Raw genomic sequence first — 18132 nt, 5'->3', positions numbered from 1 at the left:
CTAAGAAGGTTCTAAGAGGTTCAGGTCTGCGGCTTTGGCAGGCTTTGGCCCATGAGCGGACAGCGGATTCTGGTGGTGGACGACGAGCCCGAGGTGCGGGCGGCAGTCGAGGACGGGCTGGCCGTCGAGGGATACGAGGTGCGGGGCGCCGCGGACGGGCTGGCGGCGCTGACGCAGGTGGCGGCCTGGGAGCCGGACGCCGTCGTGCTCGACGTGATGATGCCGGTGCTCGACGGGCTCGGGGTGTGCCGCCGGCTGCGCGCGCTGGGCGACCGTACGCCCGTACTCGTACTGACCGCCCTGGACTCCGTCAGCGAACGCGTCGACGGGCTGGAGGCCGGGGCCGACGACTACCTCGTCAAGCCGTTCGCCCTGGACGAGCTGATCGCGCGGGTACGGGCACTGCTGCGGCGGGCCGCCCCCGAACCTCCGGGCGCGGCCCCGCTCGGCTTCGCCGACCTCGTCCTGGACCCGGCGACCCGGACCGGACGGCGCGGCGGGCGGCCGCTGGAGTTCAGCCGGACCGAGGCGGCGCTGCTGGAACTGCTCCTGCACCACCCCGGGCAGGTGCTCCCGCGCGAGCTGATCCTGGAGCTGGTGTGGGGGCGGGACTTCGGGCCGGACTCCAACTCGCTGGCCGTGTACGTCGGCTACCTGCGCCGGAAACTGGAGGCGGCGGGCGAGCCGAGGCTGGTCCACACCGTCCACGGGGTCGGCTACCGGCTGGATGAGGTGTGAGGGGGGCCTGGCGGGGGCGGCGCCCGCTGCGGACCCGGCTGGCGCTGGCCGTCACCGCCGCCGTGGCCCTGGTCGGCCTCGGGGTGTGCGCGGCGGCGTTCCTCGTCGTCCGGTCCGCGCTGTACGAGCAGCTCGACCTCAGCCTGACCCAGTCCGCCCGGCTCGCCGCGCAGCGCAATCCGGGGGCCGCTCCGGGAACGCTGGCCGGGGAGTGCCGCTTCCTGGCCGCCCCCGCCTGCGCGGACGTGGTGGCGGCCGACCCGGCGAAGGGCGGCGGCAGCCCGGGCCTGCTGCCCGTGGCGCCGGCCGCGCGGGAGGTCGCCGGGGGCAGACGGGCGCCGTTCTACACCGACATCACCGTGTCCGGGCATCCCGCCCGGATGCTGACCACGGACTACGCCAAGGGGCGGGCGCTCCAGGTGGCGCTGCGGGCCGACACCGTCCAGGACGGCATCGAGGAGGCCGCGTGGTGGCTGGCGCTGACGGCGGCGGCCGGGGTGCTGCTCGCCGCGGTCCTCGGCCACTGGGTCTCCCGGACCGGTCTCGCCCCGGTCACCCGGCTCACCGCGACGGCCGAGCGGATCGCCGCCACCCGGGATCCGCGGCACCGGATCGAGCTTCCGCCGCCGGGGCGGGAGGACGAGATCACCAGGCTTGCGGGGAGCTTCAACACGATGCTGGGGGAGCTGGAGCAGTCCGTGACCGCGCAGCGCAGGCTCGTCGCGGACGCCTCCCACGAGCTGCGGACCCCGCTGACGGCGCTGCGGACCAATGCAGAGCTGCTGGCGCGCGGCGAGCGGCTCACGGTGGAGCAGCGGGAGCGGGCGTCCGCCGCCCTGGGGCGGCAGCTGCGGGAGGTGACCGGGCTGGTGAACGACCTGATCGAGCTGGCGCGGGACGAGGAGCCGCAGCCGCTGGTGGAGCAGGTCCGGCTGGGGCCGCTGGTGGAGCACTGCGCGGAGGTGGCGCGGGCGCACTGGCCTGCGGTTCCGTTCCGGGTGCGGGTTCCGGAGGGGGCGGCTGAGCCGGCGGTGGTGCCGGGGGTGCCCGCGCGGCTGAGCCGGCTGCTGTCCAACCTGCTGGACAACGCCGCCAAGTTCAGCCCGGCCGGGCGGGAGGTGGAGGTCGAGCTGACGCCTTCGGCCGGGGCCCGCGGGGGGCCGGAGGTGACGGTGCGGGACCACGGTCCGGGGATCTCGGCGCAGGACCTGCCGTACGTCTTCGACAGGTTCTACCGGGCCGGGGCGGCCCGTGCCCTGCCGGGGTCCGGGCTGGGGCTGGCCATGGCGCGGCAGATCGCGCGGGCGCACGGCGCGGAGCTGACGGCGGAGGCCGGTCCCGGGGGCGGAGCCCTGTTCAGGCTGACCTTCGGTGCCTGACGGCCGGCCCGTCGGGCCCCGGGGCTCCGCCCCGGACCGGGCCTCAGGCGTCCGGGCGCGTCGCGGCCTCGGAGGCCGCGACGCGCGGCAGGGCGTACGGGTGGTGGGCCACCAGCCAGGCGATCAGGCGCTCGCGGACCGCGCAGCGGACCGTCCACAGGTCGTCCGCGTCCTTCGCCGTGACCACCGCGCGGACCTGGACCGTGTGCGGTGTGGTGTCGGTCACAGCCAGGCTGGAGCCGCGGGCGTCCCACTCCGGGATGTCCCCCAGGATGTTCTGGAGCTGCTCCCGCATGAGGTCGAGGGGGGCGCTGTGGTCCAGGTGCCAGAAGACCGTCCCGGTCATCTGTGCGCCGCCGCGCGACCAGTTCTCGTACGGCTTGCTTGTGAAGTACGACACAGGCATCGTGATGCGCCGCTCGTCCCAGGTGCGGACGGTCAGGGCCGTCAGGGTGATCTCCTCGACCTTGCCCCACTCCTTGTCGACCACCACCGTGTCGCCGATGCGGACGGTGTCGCCGAAGGCGATCTGGAGGCCGGCGAAGAGGTTGCTCAGCGAGGACTGGGCGCCGATGCCCGCGACGATGCCGAGCACGCCCGCGGACGCCATCATCGAGGCGCCGAGCGCACGCATCGGCGGGAAGGTCAGGAGCATGGCCGCCGCCGCGACCAAGACGACGATCGCGGTGACCGCCCGGTGGATCAGAGTGACCTGGGTACGGACCCGGCGGACCCGGGCGTCGTCCTGGGTCACCGCGGCGTAGCGCGCGTACGTGGAGTCGACGGCGGCGGTCGCGACGCGCACGGCCAGCCAGCACACGGAGGCGATCAGCACCAGGGTGAGGGTCCGGCCGACGGCGAAGGCGTGATCGGGCAGGATCCCGGCTTTGCGGTAGGCCGCTCTGAGCAGAGAGGTGCAGAGCACCACCTGGAACGGCAGCCGGCAGCGGCGCAGCAGACCCCACAGGGGGGTCTCGCTATGCCGGGCGTCGGCCCGGCGCAGCAGCAGGTCCAGCATCCACCCGGCGACCAGGGTGATGACCAGCGTGCCGCCGACGACCGTGACGGGGCGCAGGACGGTCTCCATTTCCATAGGTAGGAACGTAGCCGGAAGCGGTCCGCGCAAACTGGCACGATGGGGGCATGAACATCATGCTTTTCCATTCGACGTACGGGCTGCGGCCCGCGGTGCACGCGGCGGCCGACCGGCTGCGCGCGGCCGGGCACCAGGTCCAGGTACCGGATCTCTTCGAGGGACGCACCTTCGAGACCGTCGAGGAGGGCATGGCCCACCAGGACGAGATCGGCCGTGACGAGCTGCTGAGGCGCGCGGTGCTGGCCTCGGCCCCTTACTCCGACCAGGGCCTGGTCTACGCCGGCTTCTCCTTCGGCGGCTCCGTCGCGCAGCACCTGGCGCTGGCCGACGACAAGGCGCGCGGGCTGCTGCTCCTGCACGGCACGGCCGACGTCGCGGACGACGCCTCGGTGGACGAACTGCCCGTGCAGCTGCACATCGCGGACCCGGACCCCTTCGAGCCGCACGACTGGCTGACGGCCTGGTACCTGCGGATGCAGCGGGCCGGGGCCGATGTGGAGGTCCACAGCTACCCGGGCGCCGGGCACCTGTTCACCGACCCGGGGCTGGAGGACTACGACGCCGAGGCCGCCGAGCAGGCCTGGAAGGTCGCGATCGGTTTCCTCGACACCCTGTAGGACCGACCCGTTCAGCCGCGGGGTGCCGGTCTCGGGGGCAGCGCCGGCGGCGGGCCGAAGCGGCCGCCGGGGGCCGCCGGGCGCCGCGGCGGGGGAACCCGGTCCCGCGGTGCGGGAGTCGGGGCCGACGCGCCGCCGACGACCGCCGCGAGGCGCGCGTCCAGTTCCTCGGGGGCGGGCCGGGCGGCCGGATCGCGGACCAGCAGGTCGGCCAGTACGGGGCCCAGGGCGCCGGCCCGGCGCGGCGGCGGGACGGGATCGTCCAGGACGGCGGCCAGCGTGGCCAGGCCGGTGGCGCGGCGCATCGGGCTGACGCCCTCGACGCACACGTACAGCGTCACGCCGAGCGACCACAGGTCGGAGGCGGGCAGATCGGCACCGCGGATGCGCTCGGGCGCCAGGTATTCGGGGGTCCCGATGACGTCTCCGGCCGGTGTCAGCGGGGGCGCGTCCTGGATGGCGGCGATGCCGAAGTCGGTCAGGACCGCGGAACCGTCCGCCCGTAGCAGGACGTTGGCTGGTTTCACGTCGCGGTGGCGGATCCCGGCGGCGTGGACCGCGCGGAGTCCGGCGAGGACCTCGCGGCCAATACGGGCGGTCTCGGCCGGTTCCAGCGGGCCCCGGTCCAGCCGGTGCTGGAGGGAGTGGCCGGGCAGCAGCTCCATCACCAGCCACGGGTGGGGGTCCTCGTCCACGATGTGGTGGATGGTGACCACGTTGGGGTGGCTGATCCGGGCCTGGGCGCGGGCCTCGCGCAGTACGCGTGCGCGCAGGAGCCGCGCGGGCTCGCCCTCTTCGTGGCCGACGGGCGGCCGGACCTCCTTGACGGCCACATCACGGTGCAGGGCACGGTCCAGCGCTCGCCAGACCGTGCCCATACCTCCGCTGCCGAGCTTTTCAACCAGCTCGAACCGTCCGTCGATCACGTCCCCCGGCGCGCTCATGGCGCCAGGTTAGAGCAGTCAGGACCTGAGTGAGGGTCAGCCGGCCCGGTAGGCGGTCCAGCTGCTCGTCATGCGGGCGACCTGGCCGGCCGTGAACTGGTACATGCAGGAGTCGTACGTGTAGTCCATGAAGTTGTGGATCGGGTCCGCGCCGGGCTTGCTGGCGCAGGAGTCGCGGCCGGTCGGGCACTCGTACGCCGCGGTCTTCTCGGCCGGGGTGTCCGAGACGTAGTCGCCGTTGCCGTTGCAGCCGCCCTGGAAGGTGTGGTAAAGCCCCATCCAGTGGCCGACCTCGTGGGTCGCGGTGTCACCCTCGTTGTAGTTGGCCGAAGAGCCGCCCGGCAGCGAGGTGTCGAGCACGACCACGCCGTCCATCTTGGGGCTGGAGGCGTACGAGGTCGGGAAGGTCGCCCAGCCGAGCAGGCCGCCCGACAGGTTGGCGGTGTAGAAGTTGAGTGCGCCGGGGCCGCCCTTGCGCAGGGTGTTCTTCATGTCCTTCTCGGCCTGGGAGCCGTCGGCCAGGTTGTACCAGGAGGCGTTGTCCGTGTAGTCGGTCGCGGCGAGCGTGAACTGGTAGTTGGTGTTCACGTTGCCGGTGCCCTGGCCGCCGTAGGCTGCGTTGAGGACCGCCAGCTGGTTGCTGATCTGGGTGGCCGACAGCTTTCCGGTGGTGCCGGAGTGCACGACGTGGAAGTACACGGGGATCGTCGTGACGGCCTCGGCGGCACGCAGGCTGCGCTGCGGCTGGTTCTTGAGGGCCTTGTCCAGCTTCGCCTTGAGGTCGGCGTCCATGGCCTTCGCCTGGGTGTCGGTGACCTCGTTGGGCTCGGCCGCCTGCTGGTCGGCGGGGCGCGCGACACGGGCGTTGGCGGGGGCAGCGGTCGCGCCCGAATCGGCGCACGCCTCGGCGGGGGTCTTGGCGGCGGCGATCGTCGTGGGGGCGGCGAGCGGGGAGAACGCCAGGGTTCCGGCCAGGACCGCCGTGCCCATCAGGCGGCGGCGGAGAAGGGGGGATATGCGGGCAACAGCGCGCACGAGTGCTCCTCGCGGTGGGGGGTTTCAGGCCCGAGGGATCTCCTCGGATGGCGCGAAGCTTATGTGTTCATGTCATTATCCGGTCAAGACCCTTACGTAAAAGATTTGTTGCTTCTGATGCACAAGGGGCCCCTGGTCCGCGCCAGGAGCCCCTCGGAACAGCAAAATTGACGGTCTGTCAGCGAACCGGTCGGTCGGCCCGTTCCACCTTCTGGGTGCCGTTCAGCGTGCGGTACGAGCGGGACCACGCGGAGGTGGCGTCCTGCCGGCGCTTGTCGGAGACCACGTAGTAGTCCATCTGCGAGCGCTCGGCCGTGACGTCGAGCACGCCGTAACCGTGCGCGTCCATGTCCAGCCACTTCACGTGCCAGTTCGCGGCCTTGATGGCGGATTCGGCGACCAGCGATGCGGTGTTCTCCGGCACGTGCAGCAGGTCGTCGATGTTGTCGGAGGTCACCGAGGTGACCACGAACTCGGTCGCCGCCGTCCCCGAACCGGGGTAGGTGGCCATGTTCACCGGGACCTCGTTCGCCCAGGCCATGTGGATGTCGCCGGTCAGGAACACGGTGTTCTTGATGTTCCGGTCCTTGAGGTGGCCCAGCAGCTCCTTGCGGTCGTCCGTGTACCCGTCCCACTGGTCCACGTTGACCGCTATGCCGCCCTCGGGCAGGCCGAGCAGCTTGGTGAGCGGCCCCAGGAGGTGCGCGGGCAGCGAGCCGAAGGCCACCGGCGAGATCATCACCGAGGTGCCGACCAGCTTCCAGGTCGCGTTCGAGCCCGCCAGGCCCGACTTGAGCCAGTCCAGCTGGGCGCGCCCGGTGATGGTGCGCTCCGGGTCGTCCACCGATCCGCTGCCGACCTTGACCTGCTGCGAGCGGAAGGAGCGCAGGTCGAGGAGGTGCAGGTCGGCCAGGGTGCCGAAGCGCAGCCGCCGGTAGACGGTGCCCGCGATGGAGGTGCGCACGGGCATCCACTCGAAGTACGCCTGCTTGGCGGCGGCCGCGCGGGCCGCCCACTCGCCCTCGGTGCCCGCAGTGTGGTTCTCGGCGCCGCCCGCCCAGGCGTCGTTGGCGAACTCGTGGTCGTCCCAGATGGCGATGATCGGGTGCGCGTGGTGGAGCGCCTGGAGGTCGGCGTCCGTCTTGTACTTGCCGTGCCGGATGCGGTAGTCGGCGAGCGAGATGATCTCGTTCTTCGGCTCGTGCTGGCGTACGACGTACTTCGCCTCCGGGTAGCCCCCGGTCTGGTACTCGTAGATGTAGTCGCCGAGGTGCAGGATCGCGTCGAGGTCGGTGCGGGCGGCCAGGTGCCGGTACGCGGAGAAGTAGCCCGACTCCCAGTTGGCGCAGGAGACCACGCCGAAGCGGACCCCTGCCGTGGTCACGTCGTGGCCCGCGGTGGTCAGGGTGCGCCCGACGGGGGAGACGGCGGCGCCGGCGGTGAACCGGTACCAGTAGGGGGTCTGCGGCTGCAGCCCGCGCACGTCCACCTTGACCGTGTGGTCGGCGGCGGCGCTCGCGGTGGTGGTGCCGCTCGCGACGATCCGGGAGAAGGCCTTGTCCGAGGCCACCTCCCAGCCCACCTGGACGGCCGGGCCGAGGCCGGAGCCGGGCACGGCCTCGGCGGTGGGGGTCACCCGGGTCCACAGCAGGATCCCGTCGGGCAGCGGGTCACCCGAGGCGACGCCGTGCAGGAAGGCCGGCGCACTGCCGGCGGCATGGGCGGCCGAGGCGCCCAATGAGGTGAGGGGGGCCAGCGTGGCCGTGGCCGCGGCGGCGAGGACGACCGTACGGCGGCGGGGAGTTGCCGCGGCAGCGGAAGAGGAGAGATGACTGGTCACGGATAATCATATTACTGACGGGTATGGAGGCGGGACAGGCTCGGGAATGCAACGGGCGGGCGAACTCTGGGAGTCCGCCCGCCCATTGGCCAGGCCTGTCCGGAAATGCGCCTCCGGAAGGGTGGGGCTCAGCCCTGCAGGGCCTTGTCGATCGCGGCCGTGAACGCCTCCGCCGTCTGCGGAGTGTCGATCTTCTTGCCGTCCATCTTCAGCGTGGGCGTGCCCTTCACGCTGGAGTTGTTGAAGGCCTTGGACATCTCCAGCGCCCACCGGTCGTAGGTGCCGCCCTCGACGGCCTTCTTGAACTCGGCGTTGCCCTTGAGCGCCGGGACGGTGTCCGCGACCTTCAGCAGGTAGTCGTCCTTGGCGAAACTGTCGACGGTCTCCTCGGGGTGCAGGTCCTTGGAGTAGAGCGCGGCCTTGTAGTCGAGGAAGGCCTGCGGGCTGACGTTCAGCGCAGCGCCGAGCGCGCTCAGCGCGTTCTTCGACCCCTCGCCCTTGGACATGTTGTCGATGAAGGTGGCACCGAAGTACTGGAGCTTGTACTTGCCCGCGTCGACGTCCTTCTTGACCTGCTCGCCCGCCGCCTGCTCGAACTGGGCGCAGGCCGGGCAGCGGGAGTCCTCGTACAGCTCCAGGGTCTTCTTCGCCTCGGCCTTGCCGATGACGACCGTGGTGCCGTCCTCGCCCTCGGTGTTCTTGGGCTTGACCAGCGCGGCCTTGGCGGCCTTCTCCCAGTAGCCGGGCTGGTTGGCCTGCACGACCGCGTAGCCGACGCCGCCGGCCAGGGCGAGCACGGCGAGGACCGCGCCCGCCACGATCACCTGGCGGCGCACCTTGTCCTTCTTCGCCTGCGCCTCGCGCTCGGCGCGCAGCCGCTCGCGGGCCGCCGCCTTGTTGGCCTGGCTGTTGCGTGAACTCATCATGATCTCCGTGGGGTGTGACGTGTCAGGGGGTGCCGTACGTGCGTCAGGCGCGCGCGAGCGCGCCCGGCACGGGAGGTCCCCGCCGTCCCACGGAGTGTGCGGGGAAGCGCGTACGGGCCACCGGGCCCGGCCGGACCGGCCGCGGCGACCGCCGCGCGGGGCCGGCGGCGACCGGCGCCCCGGCCTCCGCCAGCAGCAGCGGCCGGAAGGCGAACGCGGCCAGCGCGCGCAGCAGCCGGGCCAGCGCCCGTTCGCCGTGGTGGAGCCAGCCGGCGGCGAGCAGCCCGACCGAGACGTGGGTGGCGAGCAGCAGCCAGGGCGCCCACGGCCCGGGCGCGGACAGCAGCGCGGCCGCATCGGCGGCGGGCCCGGCCACCTCGGCCAGCGGCCCGCCCACCGGCGTCCCGCCGCACAGCTCGTCCAGGCCCAGGGCGCGCAGCGGGCCCGAGACCGGGCCGCCCGCGGGGCCGTAGCAGACGTGCTGCCCGGCGGTGAAGACGGTGTCGGCGGCCAGCTCCAGCGGGACGAGCAGCGCGGCGATCGGGCCGAAGCCGCGCTCGCGGCCCGCCAGCGCGTAGGAGACGGTGAACACGGCGGCGAAGGCCCCGCCCACCAGCACGGGCGGCAGCGGCACCCGGGACATGAGGACGTGCGAGCCCGCCGAGAGCAGCACGACGAGCGCGCTGAACAGCGCGGCCCGCAGCCCTCGTAGCCTCACCCCTGATATGTCCATCGCCGCGAGTCTGCCACGCGTCCCTGTGAAAGCGGCCCTCAGGTCCCGTTCCGGCCTGAATTGCGCCGCCCTTACGGCGTGAGCCGGCCGTTGCGGAAGAGGTCCACGAAGATCTGGTGGTCGGCGCGCGCCCGGGCCCCGTACGCGTGGGCGAAGTCCACGAGCAGCCGGGCGAAGCCCTCCTCGTCGGCCGCGATGGCCGCGTCGATGGCCCGCTCGGTGGAGAAGGGGACCAGCGAGTGGCCGCTCTCGGCCTCGTCCGCCGCCGAGTGCATGGTCGCCGTGGCCCGGCCGAGGTCCGCGACGACGGCGGCGATCTCCTCCGGGTCGTCCAGGTCCGACCAGTCCAGGTCCACCGCGTACGGGGAGACCTCCGCCACCAGCTGACCCGAGCCGTCCAGCTCGGTCCAGCCCAGCCACGGGTCGGCATGCGCCTGGAGCGCCCGCTGGGAGATCACCGTGCGGTGCCCCTCGTGCTGGAAGTACTCCCGCACCGCCCGGTCGGTGATGTGCCGGGAGACCGCCGGGGTCTGCGCCTGCTTGAGGTAGATCACGACGTCGTTCTCCAGGGCGTCGCTGTGCCCCTCCAGCAGGATGTTGTACGAGGGCAGGCCGGCCGAGCCGATGCCGACGCCACGGCGGCCCACGACGTCCTTGACCCGGTAGGAGTCGGGCCGTACGAGGGACTCGTCGGGCAGGGTCTCCAGGTACCCGTCGAAGGCGGCGAGCACCTTGTAGCGGGTGGCCGCGTCCAGTTCGATGGTGCCGGGGCCCGGGGTGAAGCGGCGCTCGAAGTCGCGGATCTCCGTCATCGAGTCCAGGAGCGAGAAGCGGGTGCGGGCGCGGGCCGAGCGCAGCGCGTCCAGCAGCGGGCCCTCGGCCGTGTCGAGGGTGAAGGAGGACAGGTCCGCCGTGTCGTAGTCCTTGGACCCGGCGGCCAGGTGGTGGATCCGCTCCCGGTAGGCGCCCGCGTAGACCCGCACCAGCTCGCTGATCTGGTCGTCGCTGAACGCCTTGGTGTAGCCGATCAGGGCGACGGAGGCGGCGAACCGCTTGAGGTCCCAGGTGAAGGGGCCGACGTAGGCCTCGTCGAAGTCGTTGACGTTGAAGACGAGGCGGCCGTTCGAGTCCATGTACGTGCCGAAGTTCTCCGCGTGGAGATCGCCGTGGATCCACACCCGGCCGGTGCGCTCGTCCAGGTACGGGCCGCCGTGGCGGTCGCGCTCCAGGTCCGCGTAGAAGAGGCAGGCCGTGCCCCGGTAGAAGGCGAAGGCGGAGGCCGCCATCTTCCGGAATTTGACCTGGAAGGCAGCGGGGTCGGCGGCGAGGAGCTCACCGAACGCGGTGTCGAAGACGTCGAGTATCTGCTCGGCGCGCTGCTCGTCGGTCGTCTCGGGAACCGCCATGGCCGGTGCCTCCTGGTGGTGCGGGGTGGATCGCTTGCCGATCACGTATCTGATCCGGAGGGGCTCGGACGGGTGTCCTTCCCCTCTGGCTCTGCAACGGATGAAGGTACCGGTCGGTGCCCCGGATGTGTCACCCGGGAGACGTAGGATTCAGAGCTGCCGCCCCTCTCTCCCCCCGGAGGACTCCCACCGTGACCAAGCCGCCGTTCACGCACCTGCACGTCCACACCCAGTACTCGCTGCTGGACGGTGCCGCGCGGCTGAAGGACATGTTCAACGCGTGCAACGAGATGGGCATGACGCACATCGCCATGTCCGACCACGGCAACCTCCACGGGGCCTACGACTTCTTCCACACCGCCCAGAAGGCCGGGATCACGCCGATCATCGGCATCGAGGCGTACGTCGCCCCCGAGTCCCGGCGCAACAAGCGGCGCATCCAGTGGGGCCAGCCGCACCAGAAGCGGGACGACGTCTCCGGTTCCGGCGGTTACACCCACAAGACGATCTGGGCGTCGAACGCCACCGGTCTGCACAACATCTTCCGGCTGTCCTCCGACGCCTACGCCGAGGGCTGGCTCACGAAGTGGCCGCGGATGGACAAGGAGACCATCTCCAAGTGGTCCGAGGGCCTGATCGCCTCCACCGGCTGCCCGTCCGGCGAGGTGCAGACCAGGCTGCGGCTCGGCCAGTTCGACGAGGCCGTGCAGGCCGCCTCCGACTACAAGGACATCTTCGGCGAGGGGCGCTACTTCCTGGAGCTGATGGACCACGGCATCGAGATCGAGCGCCGGGTCCGCGACGGGCTGCTGGAGATCGGCAAGAAGCTCGGCATCCCGCCGCTCGTGACGAACGACTCGCACTACACGTACGCGAGCGAGGCCGGCGCCCACGACGCCCTGCTCTGCATCCAGACCGGCAAGAACCTCTCGGACCCGGACCGCTTCCGCTTCGACGGAACCGGCTACTACCTGAAGTCCACGGACGAGATGTACGCCATCGACTCCTCGGACGCCTGGCAGGAGGGCTGCGCCAACACGCGGCTGGTCGCGGACCAGATCGACACCGAGGGCATGTTCAAGTTCCGGAACCTGATGCCGAAGTTCGACATCCCGGACGGCTACACCGAGGTCACCTGGTTCCGCGAGGAGACCATGCGCGGCATGCACCGCCGCTACCCGGGAGGCATTCCGGACGACCGGATGAAGCAGGCCGAGTACGAGATGGACACGATCATCTCGATGGGCTTCCCCGGCTACTTCCTCGTGGTCGCCGACTTCATCATGTGGGCCAAGAACCAGGGCATCGCGGTCGGCCCGGGCCGAGGCTCCGCGGCCGGCTCGATCGTCGCGTACGCCATGGGCATCACCGACCTCGACCCGCTCACCCACGGCCTGATCTTCGAGCGCTTCCTGAACCCCGAGCGCGTCTCCATGCCCGATGTCGACATCGACTTCGACGAGCGTCGGCGCGTCGAGGTGATCCGGTACGTGACCGAGAAGTACGGCGCCGACAAGGTCGCCATGATCGGCACCTACGGCACGATCAAGGCCAAGAACGCGATCAAGGACTCGGCGCGCGTCCTGGGCTACCCGTACGCCATGGGCGACCGGCTCACCAAGGCGATGCCCGCCGACGTCCTCGGCAAGGGCATCCCGCTCTCCGGCATCCTCGACCCGCAGCACCCCCGCTACGGCGAGGCCGGCGAGATCCGCGGGATGTACGAGAACGAGCCGGACGTGAAGAAGGTCATCGACACCGCCCGCGGTGTGGAGGGCCTGGTCCGCCAGATGGGCGTGCACGCCGCCGGCGTGATCATGTCCAGCGAGACGATCACCGACCACGTACCCGTCTGGGTGCGGCACACCGACGGCGTCACCATCACCCAGTGGGACTACCCGAGCTGCGAGTCGCTCGGCCTGCTGAAGATGGACTTCCTGGGCCTGCGCAACCTCACGATCATGGACGACGCCGTCAAGATGGTGAAGGCCAACAAGGGGATCGACATCGATCTCCTGGCCCTGCCGCTCGACGACCCCAAGACCTTCGAACTGCTCGGCCGCGGTGACACCCTCGGCGTCTTCCAGTTCGACGGCGGCCCCATGCGCTCGCTGCTGCGCCTGATGAAGCCCGACAACTTCGAGGACATCTCCGCCGTCTCGGCCCTGTACCGGCCGGGCCCGATGGGCATGAACTCGCACACGAACTACGCCCTGCGCAAGAACAAGCAGCAGGAGATCACCCCGATCCACCCGGAGCTGGAGGAGCCCCTCGAAGAGGTGCTCGCGGTCACCTACGGTCTGATCGTCTACCAGGAGCAGGTGCAGAAGGCCGCCCAGATCATCGCCGGGTACTCGCTGGGCGAGGCCGACATCCTGCGCCGCGTGATGGGCAAGAAGAAGCCCGAGGAGCTGGCGAAGAACTTCGTCATCTTCCAGGAGGGCGCGAAGAAGAACGGCTACTCCGACAAGGCGATCCAGGCCCTGTGGGACGTGCTGGTCCCCTTCGCCGGCTACGCCTTCAACAAGGCCCACTCGGCCGCGTACGGCCTGGTCTCCTACTGGACCGCCTATCTCAAGGCGAACTTCCCGGCCGAGTACATGGCCGGCCTGCTCACCTCGGTCAAGGACGACAAGGACAAGTCCGCGATCTACCTGAACGAGTGCCGCCGGATGGGCATCAAGGTGCTCCCTCCGAACGTGAACGAGTCGGAGCCGAACTTCGCCGCCCAGGGCGACGACGTGATCCTCTTCGGCCTCACCGCGGTGCGCAACGTGGGCCAGAACGTCGTGGAGTCGATCATCAAGACCAGGAAGGGCAAGGGGAAGTACTCGACCTTCCCCGACTTCCTGGACAAGGTCGAGGCCGTCGTCTGCAACAAGCGGACCGTCGAGTCGCTGATCAAGGCCGGGGCCTTCGACGAGATGGGCCACACCCGCAAGGGCCTGGTCGCACACCACGAGTCGATGATCGACAACGTGGTCGCCGTGAAGCGCAAGGAGGCCGAGGGCCAGTTCGACCTGTTCGGCGGAATGGGCGACGAGGGCGCGAGCGACGAGCCGGGCTTCGGTCTCGACGTCGAATTCTCCGACGTCGAGTGGGAGAAGTCCTACCTGCTCGCCCAGGAGCGCGAGATGCTGGGTCTCTACGTCTCCGACCACCCGCTCTTCGGCCTGGAGCACGTCCTCTCCGACAAGACGGACGCCGGGATCTCCCAGCTGACCGGCGGTGAGCACTCGGACGGCGCCGTCGTCACCATCGGCGGCATCATCTCGGGCCTCCAGCGCAAGATGACCAAGCAGGGCAACGCCTGGGCCATCGCCACCGTCGAGGACCTCGCCGGCTCCATCGAGTGCATGTTCTTCCCCGCGACCTACCAGCTCGTCTCCACCCAGCTGGTCGAGGACACCGTCGTCTTCGTCAAGGGCCGCCTCGACAAGCGCGAGGACGTCCCCCGTCTGGTCGCCATGGAGATGATGGTCCCCGACCTCTCCTCGGCCGGCACCAACGCCCCCGTGGTCCTCACCATCCCCACCGTCAAGGTCACGCCGCCGATGGTGACCCGACTGGGGGAGATCCTGCGCCACCACAAGGGCAACACCGAGGTACGGATCAAGCTCCAGGGGCCGCGGACCACCACCGTGCTGCGCCTCGACCGCCACCGGGTGCAGCCCGACCCCGCCCTCTTCGGCGACCTCAAGGTGCTGCTCGGCCCGTCCTGCCTGGCCGGATAGGGCCGGACGAGGCAGGTAGGCGGGGTCGCACCGCGTACGGAAGGGCCTGCCCGGCGCCGCCGGGCAGGCCCTTTTCCGGTCACGGGACGCGAAGGCGTCAGTTGTGGCCGAACTTCTTCGTCTTGCTCTTGTGGGCCATGTCCATCGGACTCGGCGCCTGCGAGGTCGACTCGGGCGAGGATCCCGAGGAGCTCCGCGACGGGTCCGACGCGGACGAACGGGTCTGCTGCTGCTTCGGCTGCTTCTGCTGCTTGTTCTTGGCCATGGTGGAGCCTCCGTGAGGGTCTAGGGGCCAGGACCGCCTTCACACTCACACAACGCCAGAAACCGCGCATTTTGGATCATTACCGCGCGTAGTCGGAGTCCGTCCCCTTCCCGCCTGTGAGATCCGCCACGCCGATGATCGAGTTCCGGCCGTCAACACCCTTGCGGTCGGGCAGACTCGGGGAAAACCTATCGAGGACCCCCAGGGAAGAGGGTGGTACGCGTGGACCGCTGCGTCGTCCTGGTGGACGCCGGCTATCTGCTGGGCGCCGCCGCGAGCCTTCTCGCAGGAGAGCCCTCCCGATCCCGCATCACCGTCGACCACGCCGCCCTCATCCAGGGCCTGCGTGAGCGCGCCGAAGCGGATACCGAGCAGCCCCTGCTGCGCATCTACTGGTTCGACGGCGCACCCGACCGGGTGCCCCAGCCCGAGCACCGGCGGCTGCGCGTCATGCCCCGCGTCACCGTCCGGCTCGGCGCCCTGACCCGCAGCGACGGCCGCTGGGCGCAGAAGGGCGTCGACGCCGCCATGCACGCGGAACTCACCGAGCTGGCCCGCAACCGCGCCTGCTCCGACGTGGTCCTGGTGACCGGCGACGGAGACCTGCTGCCCGGCCTGATGTCCGCCAAGGAGCACGGGGTCGCCGTCCACCTGTGGGCCGTACAGGCCGCCGACGGGGACTACAACCAGTCCGAGGACCTCGTCGCGGAGGCCGACGAACGCCGCGTCCTCGACCGGGCCTGGATCACCCGGGCCGTCCGCGCCAAGGACCTCACCGGGCTGTGCTCCCCGCCGCCGGCCCCGCGCCCCGACATCGCCGCCATCCTCTCCGCCCCGCTGCCCGAGGCGGCGCTCGCCGAAGCCGCCCGCAACGGCTCCGCCGACGCCCGGGAGGACGAGGCCGACGGGGTCCCCGTACCCGCGCCCGCCACCCCCGGGGGCCGGGCCGTGCCCACGCCCAAGGACCTCGCCGGCTCGCTGCGCGCACCCGGGCAGCAGGCCGCGCCCGGCTCCAACGGGAGCCAGCCCCCCGCCGGCAGCGCCCTGCGCTGGTCCTCCGACAAGGGCTGGATCGACCGCGCCGGACCGCTCGGCGAACCCGCCGAGACCGCCTCGCTGCCCACCCTCGCCCAGCTCACCAGCGCCGAGCAGCGCTGGGCCGACCGGGAGGAGGACATCACCACCGTCGGCGGCGACCCGTTCGAGGTGGGACAGGTGTTCGCCCGGCGCTGGATGGAGCGGCTCCCGGAGACCGTCCACCTGCAAAAGCTGGCCACGATGTACCCGCGCATCCCGCACCGGATCGACGGGGAGCTGCTGCGCTACGCCGCCCGGTTCGGGCTGCTCGCGCACAAGGACGACCAGATCGACGAGCACGACCGGTACGCCATCCGCGCCGGGTTCTGGCGGGAGATCGACGTCCGGGCGGCCGCCGAACACGTGGCCGCCGTACCGGCCGCGGCGCCGGGATCACCGCCCCTGGGCGCGGCCGCGCCGTCGACCCCGGCGGCCGAGTAGGGGCGGGAGCCGCGTAGGCTGCTCCCTCGTGAGTACGGGCACAGCACAGGCAGGACCCCGCGGGACGCCGGAGTCGTCGGCGACAGCGGCAGCGGCCTCCGACGTCGTCTGCGCCGTGCGTGACCTGGTCAAGACGTATCCCGCCGTACGGGGCCGGCGCGGGGCTCCGGCCCTGCCCGAGACCCGTGCCAACGACGGCGTGTCCCTGGACGTCCGGCGCGGCGAGATCTTCGGTCTGCTCGGCCCCAACGGCGCCGGCAAGTCCACCCTGGTCCGCCAGCTCACCGGGCTGATGCGCCCCGACGCGGGCAGCGTGACCCTGCTCGGCCACGACCTCGTACGCCACCCCGGGCGTGCGGCGCGGCTGCTCGCCTACCTGGGGCAGGAGTCCACCGCGTTGGACGAGCTCACCGTGTCGCTGGCCGCCGAGACCACCGGCCGGCTGCGCGGGCTCGACGCGCGGGCGGCGCGGGCGGCGCGCGACGCCGTACTGGAGGAGCTCGGGCTGACCGCCATCGCCGGGCGGCCCCTGAAGAAACTTTCCGGCGGACAGCGGCGCCTGGCCTGCTTCGCCGCCGCGCTGGTGGGGGAGCGGCCGGTACTGGTCCTCGACGAGCCGACCACCGGCATGGACCCGGTGGCCCGCCGCGCGGTGTGGTCCGCCGTGGACCGGCGGCGCGAGCGGCACGGCGCCACCGTCCTGCTCGTCACCCACAACGTCATCGAGGCCGAGACGGTCCTCGACCGCGTCGCCGTCATCGACCAGGGCAAGGTCATCGCCTGCGACACCCCGGCCGGACTGAAGGCCAAGGTCTCGGGCGAGGTCCGGCTGGAGCTGGTGTGGCGGTCCGCCCCGCCGCTGGAGGTGCCCGAGGTCGCGGCGCTCGCCCCGCTGGCCACCGAGTCCGGGCGCCGCTGGGTGCTGCGGCTGCCGCCCGAGGAGGCGCGCGCCGCGGTGGCCGCCGTCACCGGGGGGCCGGCCTTCGCCGCCCTCGACGATTTCACGCTGGCGACGCCGAGCCTGGAGGACGTCTACCTGGCGCTGGGCGGGCGGATGAAGGGTCTGGTCAAGTCGTGACTACCGCTGCCGTGGGCACCGCGGGTGCCGTGGACGCCACGGGCTCCGCATGTGCTCCCGCCGAGCTGGCTCCGAAGGCGCGGTTCTTCCCCGCGCTGGCCGCCGTGTACCGGGCGCAGCTGTCCCGGGCCCGGGTGGCGCGGATCCCGCTGCTGTTCGTGGCCACCTTCCAGTCCGTCGGGATCATGATCCTGATGCGGGGCGTGGTGGACGGGGGCTCCGAGGCCCGGGCCGTCGTGGCCGGCTCCTCCGTCCTCGTCGTGGCCTTCGTCGCGCTGAACCTGCTCGCGCAGTACTTCGGGCAGCTGCGGGCGGGCGGCGGCCTCGACCACTACGCCACCCTGCCGGTGCCGCCCGCGTCGGTGGTGCTGGGCGCGGCCTCCGCGTACGCCTCCTTCACGCTGCCGGGGACCCTGGTCACCGCCGTCTTCGGGTCCGTGCTCTTCGGGCTGCCGATGGGCGGGCTGTGGATCCTGGCCGCGGTGGTGCCGCTCGCCGGGGCCGCGCTGGCCGGACTCGGCGCGGCGCTGGGGCTGCTGGCGCCGCGACAGGAGCTGGCCACGCTGGCCGGGCAGCTCGGCATGTCGGCGGCGCTGCTGCTGGGAGTGCTGCCGCCCGAGCGGATGCCGGAGGTGATCGTGTGGGCGCGGGACCTGCTGCCCTCCACCTACGGGGTGGAGGCGTTCGCGCGGACCTTCGCCCCGGATCCGGACTGGTCCGCGGTCGCCTTCGACCTCGGCGTGTGCGGGGCCGTCGGGGTCCTGTCGCTGGCCGTCGCCACGTGGGCGTACCGGCGGGCGGCGGTCCGCTGACGCCGACGGCG

At 71.6% G+C, this 18132-nt stretch carries 15 protein-coding genes; 7 read left to right on the top strand and 8 right to left on the bottom strand.

What is annotated here, in order from left to right:
• Positions 1 to 51 precede the first annotated feature (51 nt).
• Positions 52 to 738, top strand: coding sequence for a response regulator transcription factor (locus tag OG429_RS11550; protein WP_328925219.1), 687 nt, complete (start codon positions 52 to 54; stop codon positions 736 to 738).
• Entirely contained in the window at positions 735 to 2117 is a 1383-nt protein-coding gene (locus OG429_RS11545) for a sensor histidine kinase (protein ID WP_328925218.1), read from the top strand. The genes OG429_RS11550 and OG429_RS11545 overlap by 4 nt, the downstream gene beginning before the upstream one ends.
• Before the next feature lie 43 nt (positions 2118 to 2160).
• On the opposite strand, the gene OG429_RS11540 is transcribed toward OG429_RS11545, so the two are convergent.
• The gene (locus tag OG429_RS11540) at positions 2161 to 3204 is read right to left on the bottom strand and encodes a mechanosensitive ion channel family protein (protein ID WP_328930236.1); all 1044 of its coding nucleotides are present in this window, start codon (positions 3202 to 3204) and stop codon (positions 2161 to 2163) included.
• A gap of 56 nt (positions 3205 to 3260) precedes the next feature.
• Between OG429_RS11540 and OG429_RS11535 the strand changes: the two genes are divergently transcribed.
• Positions 3261 to 3830 carry a dienelactone hydrolase family protein gene (locus tag OG429_RS11535; protein WP_328925217.1) on the top strand — a complete coding sequence of 190 codons (570 nt, stop codon included), beginning with the start codon at positions 3261 to 3263 and terminating at the stop codon, positions 3828 to 3830.
• Positions 3831 to 3841: 11 nt separating this feature from the next.
• On the opposite strand, the gene OG429_RS11530 is transcribed toward OG429_RS11535, so the two are convergent.
• The 6 genes from OG429_RS11530 to OG429_RS11505 form a co-directional block, all read right to left on the bottom strand.
• Entirely contained in the window at positions 3842 to 4774 is a 933-nt protein-coding gene (locus tag OG429_RS11530) for a serine/threonine-protein kinase (protein ID WP_443051246.1), read from the bottom strand.
• 36 nt (positions 4775 to 4810) lie between these two features.
• Complete coding sequence (locus tag OG429_RS11525; RefSeq protein WP_328930235.1) at positions 4811 to 5764, bottom strand: zinc metalloprotease; 954 nt, start codon at positions 5762 to 5764, stop codon at positions 4811 to 4813.
• A 223-nt stretch (positions 5765 to 5987) separates the two neighbouring features.
• On the bottom strand, positions 5988 to 7649 hold the full coding sequence (locus OG429_RS11520) for an alkaline phosphatase D family protein (RefSeq protein WP_328925216.1): 1662 nt from the start codon (positions 7647 to 7649) through the stop codon (positions 5988 to 5990).
• A 128-nt stretch (positions 7650 to 7777) separates the two neighbouring features.
• Positions 7778 to 8572, bottom strand: a complete 795-nt coding sequence (locus tag OG429_RS11515) for a DsbA family protein (protein ID WP_328925215.1) — start codon at positions 8570 to 8572, stop codon at positions 7778 to 7780.
• A 46-nt stretch (positions 8573 to 8618) separates the two neighbouring features.
• Complete coding sequence (locus tag OG429_RS11510; protein WP_328925214.1) at positions 8619 to 9308, bottom strand: hypothetical protein; 690 nt, start codon at positions 9306 to 9308, stop codon at positions 8619 to 8621.
• 71 nt (positions 9309 to 9379) lie between these two features.
• Positions 9380 to 10714, bottom strand: coding sequence for a DUF2252 domain-containing protein (locus OG429_RS11505; RefSeq protein WP_328930234.1), 1335 nt, complete (start codon positions 10712 to 10714; stop codon positions 9380 to 9382).
• Positions 10715 to 10905: 191 nt separating this feature from the next.
• Between OG429_RS11505 and dnaE the strand changes: the two genes are divergently transcribed.
• Complete coding sequence (gene dnaE / locus OG429_RS11500; RefSeq protein WP_328925213.1) at positions 10906 to 14448, top strand: DNA polymerase III subunit alpha; 3543 nt, start codon at positions 10906 to 10908, stop codon at positions 14446 to 14448.
• 97 nt (positions 14449 to 14545) lie between these two features.
• On the opposite strand, the gene OG429_RS11495 is transcribed toward dnaE, so the two are convergent.
• The gene (locus OG429_RS11495) at positions 14546 to 14713 is read right to left on the bottom strand and encodes a hypothetical protein (protein WP_328925212.1); all 168 of its coding nucleotides are present in this window, start codon (positions 14711 to 14713) and stop codon (positions 14546 to 14548) included.
• A gap of 222 nt (positions 14714 to 14935) precedes the next feature.
• Between OG429_RS11495 and OG429_RS11490 the strand changes: the two genes are divergently transcribed.
• Genes OG429_RS11490 through OG429_RS11480 form a run of 3 tightly spaced genes read left to right on the top strand, consistent with a single transcriptional unit; the run spans position 14936 to position 18121 of the window.
• Positions 14936 to 16231: an NYN domain-containing protein gene (locus tag OG429_RS11490; RefSeq protein ID WP_405680052.1), complete on the top strand. Its 1296-nt coding sequence runs from the start codon at positions 14936 to 14938 to the stop codon at positions 16229 to 16231.
• A 28-nt stretch (positions 16232 to 16259) separates the two neighbouring features.
• Positions 16260 to 17309, top strand: coding sequence for an ABC transporter ATP-binding protein (locus OG429_RS11485; protein WP_405680053.1), 1050 nt, complete (start codon positions 16260 to 16262; stop codon positions 17307 to 17309).
• Positions 17306 to 18121, top strand: a complete 816-nt coding sequence (locus OG429_RS11480; RefSeq protein ID WP_405680054.1) for an ABC transporter permease — start codon at positions 17306 to 17308, stop codon at positions 18119 to 18121. The genes OG429_RS11485 and OG429_RS11480 overlap by 4 nt, the downstream gene beginning before the upstream one ends.
• Positions 18122 to 18132 lie beyond the last annotated feature (11 nt).

Source organism: Streptomyces sp. NBC_00190, assembly GCF_036203305.1.
Classification (GTDB): Bacteria; Actinomycetota; Actinomycetes; order Streptomycetales; family Streptomycetaceae; genus Streptomyces.
This window is presented reverse-complemented; position numbering and strand designations above follow the sequence as displayed.

Coding starts and splice junctions, on each gene's coding strand:
- OG429_RS11550 (WP_328925219.1), top strand. CDS start 52: ATGAGCGGACAGCGGATTCTGGTGGTGGACGACGAGCCCGAGGTGCGG.
- OG429_RS11540 (WP_328930236.1), bottom strand. CDS start 3,204: ATGGAGACCGTCCTGCGCCCCGTCACGGTCGTCGGCGGCACGCTGGTC.
- OG429_RS11535 (WP_328925217.1), top strand. CDS start 3,261: ATGAACATCATGCTTTTCCATTCGACGTACGGGCTGCGGCCCGCGGTG.
- OG429_RS11530 (WP_443051246.1), bottom strand. CDS start 4,774: ATGAGCGCGCCGGGGGACGTGATCGACGGACGGTTCGAGCTGGTTGAA.
- OG429_RS11525 (WP_328930235.1), bottom strand. CDS start 5,764: ATGGGCACGGCGGTCCTGGCCGGAACCCTGGCGTTCTCCCCGCTCGCC.
- OG429_RS11515 (WP_328925215.1), bottom strand. CDS start 8,572: ATGAGTTCACGCAACAGCCAGGCCAACAAGGCGGCGGCCCGCGAGCGG.
- OG429_RS11510 (WP_328925214.1), bottom strand. CDS start 9,308: ATGGACATATCAGGGGTGAGGCTACGAGGGCTGCGGGCCGCGCTGTTC.
- OG429_RS11505 (WP_328930234.1), bottom strand. CDS start 10,714: ATGGCGGTTCCCGAGACGACCGACGAGCAGCGCGCCGAGCAGATACTC.
- OG429_RS11495 (WP_328925212.1), bottom strand. CDS start 14,713: ATGGCCAAGAACAAGCAGCAGAAGCAGCCGAAGCAGCAGCAGACCCGT.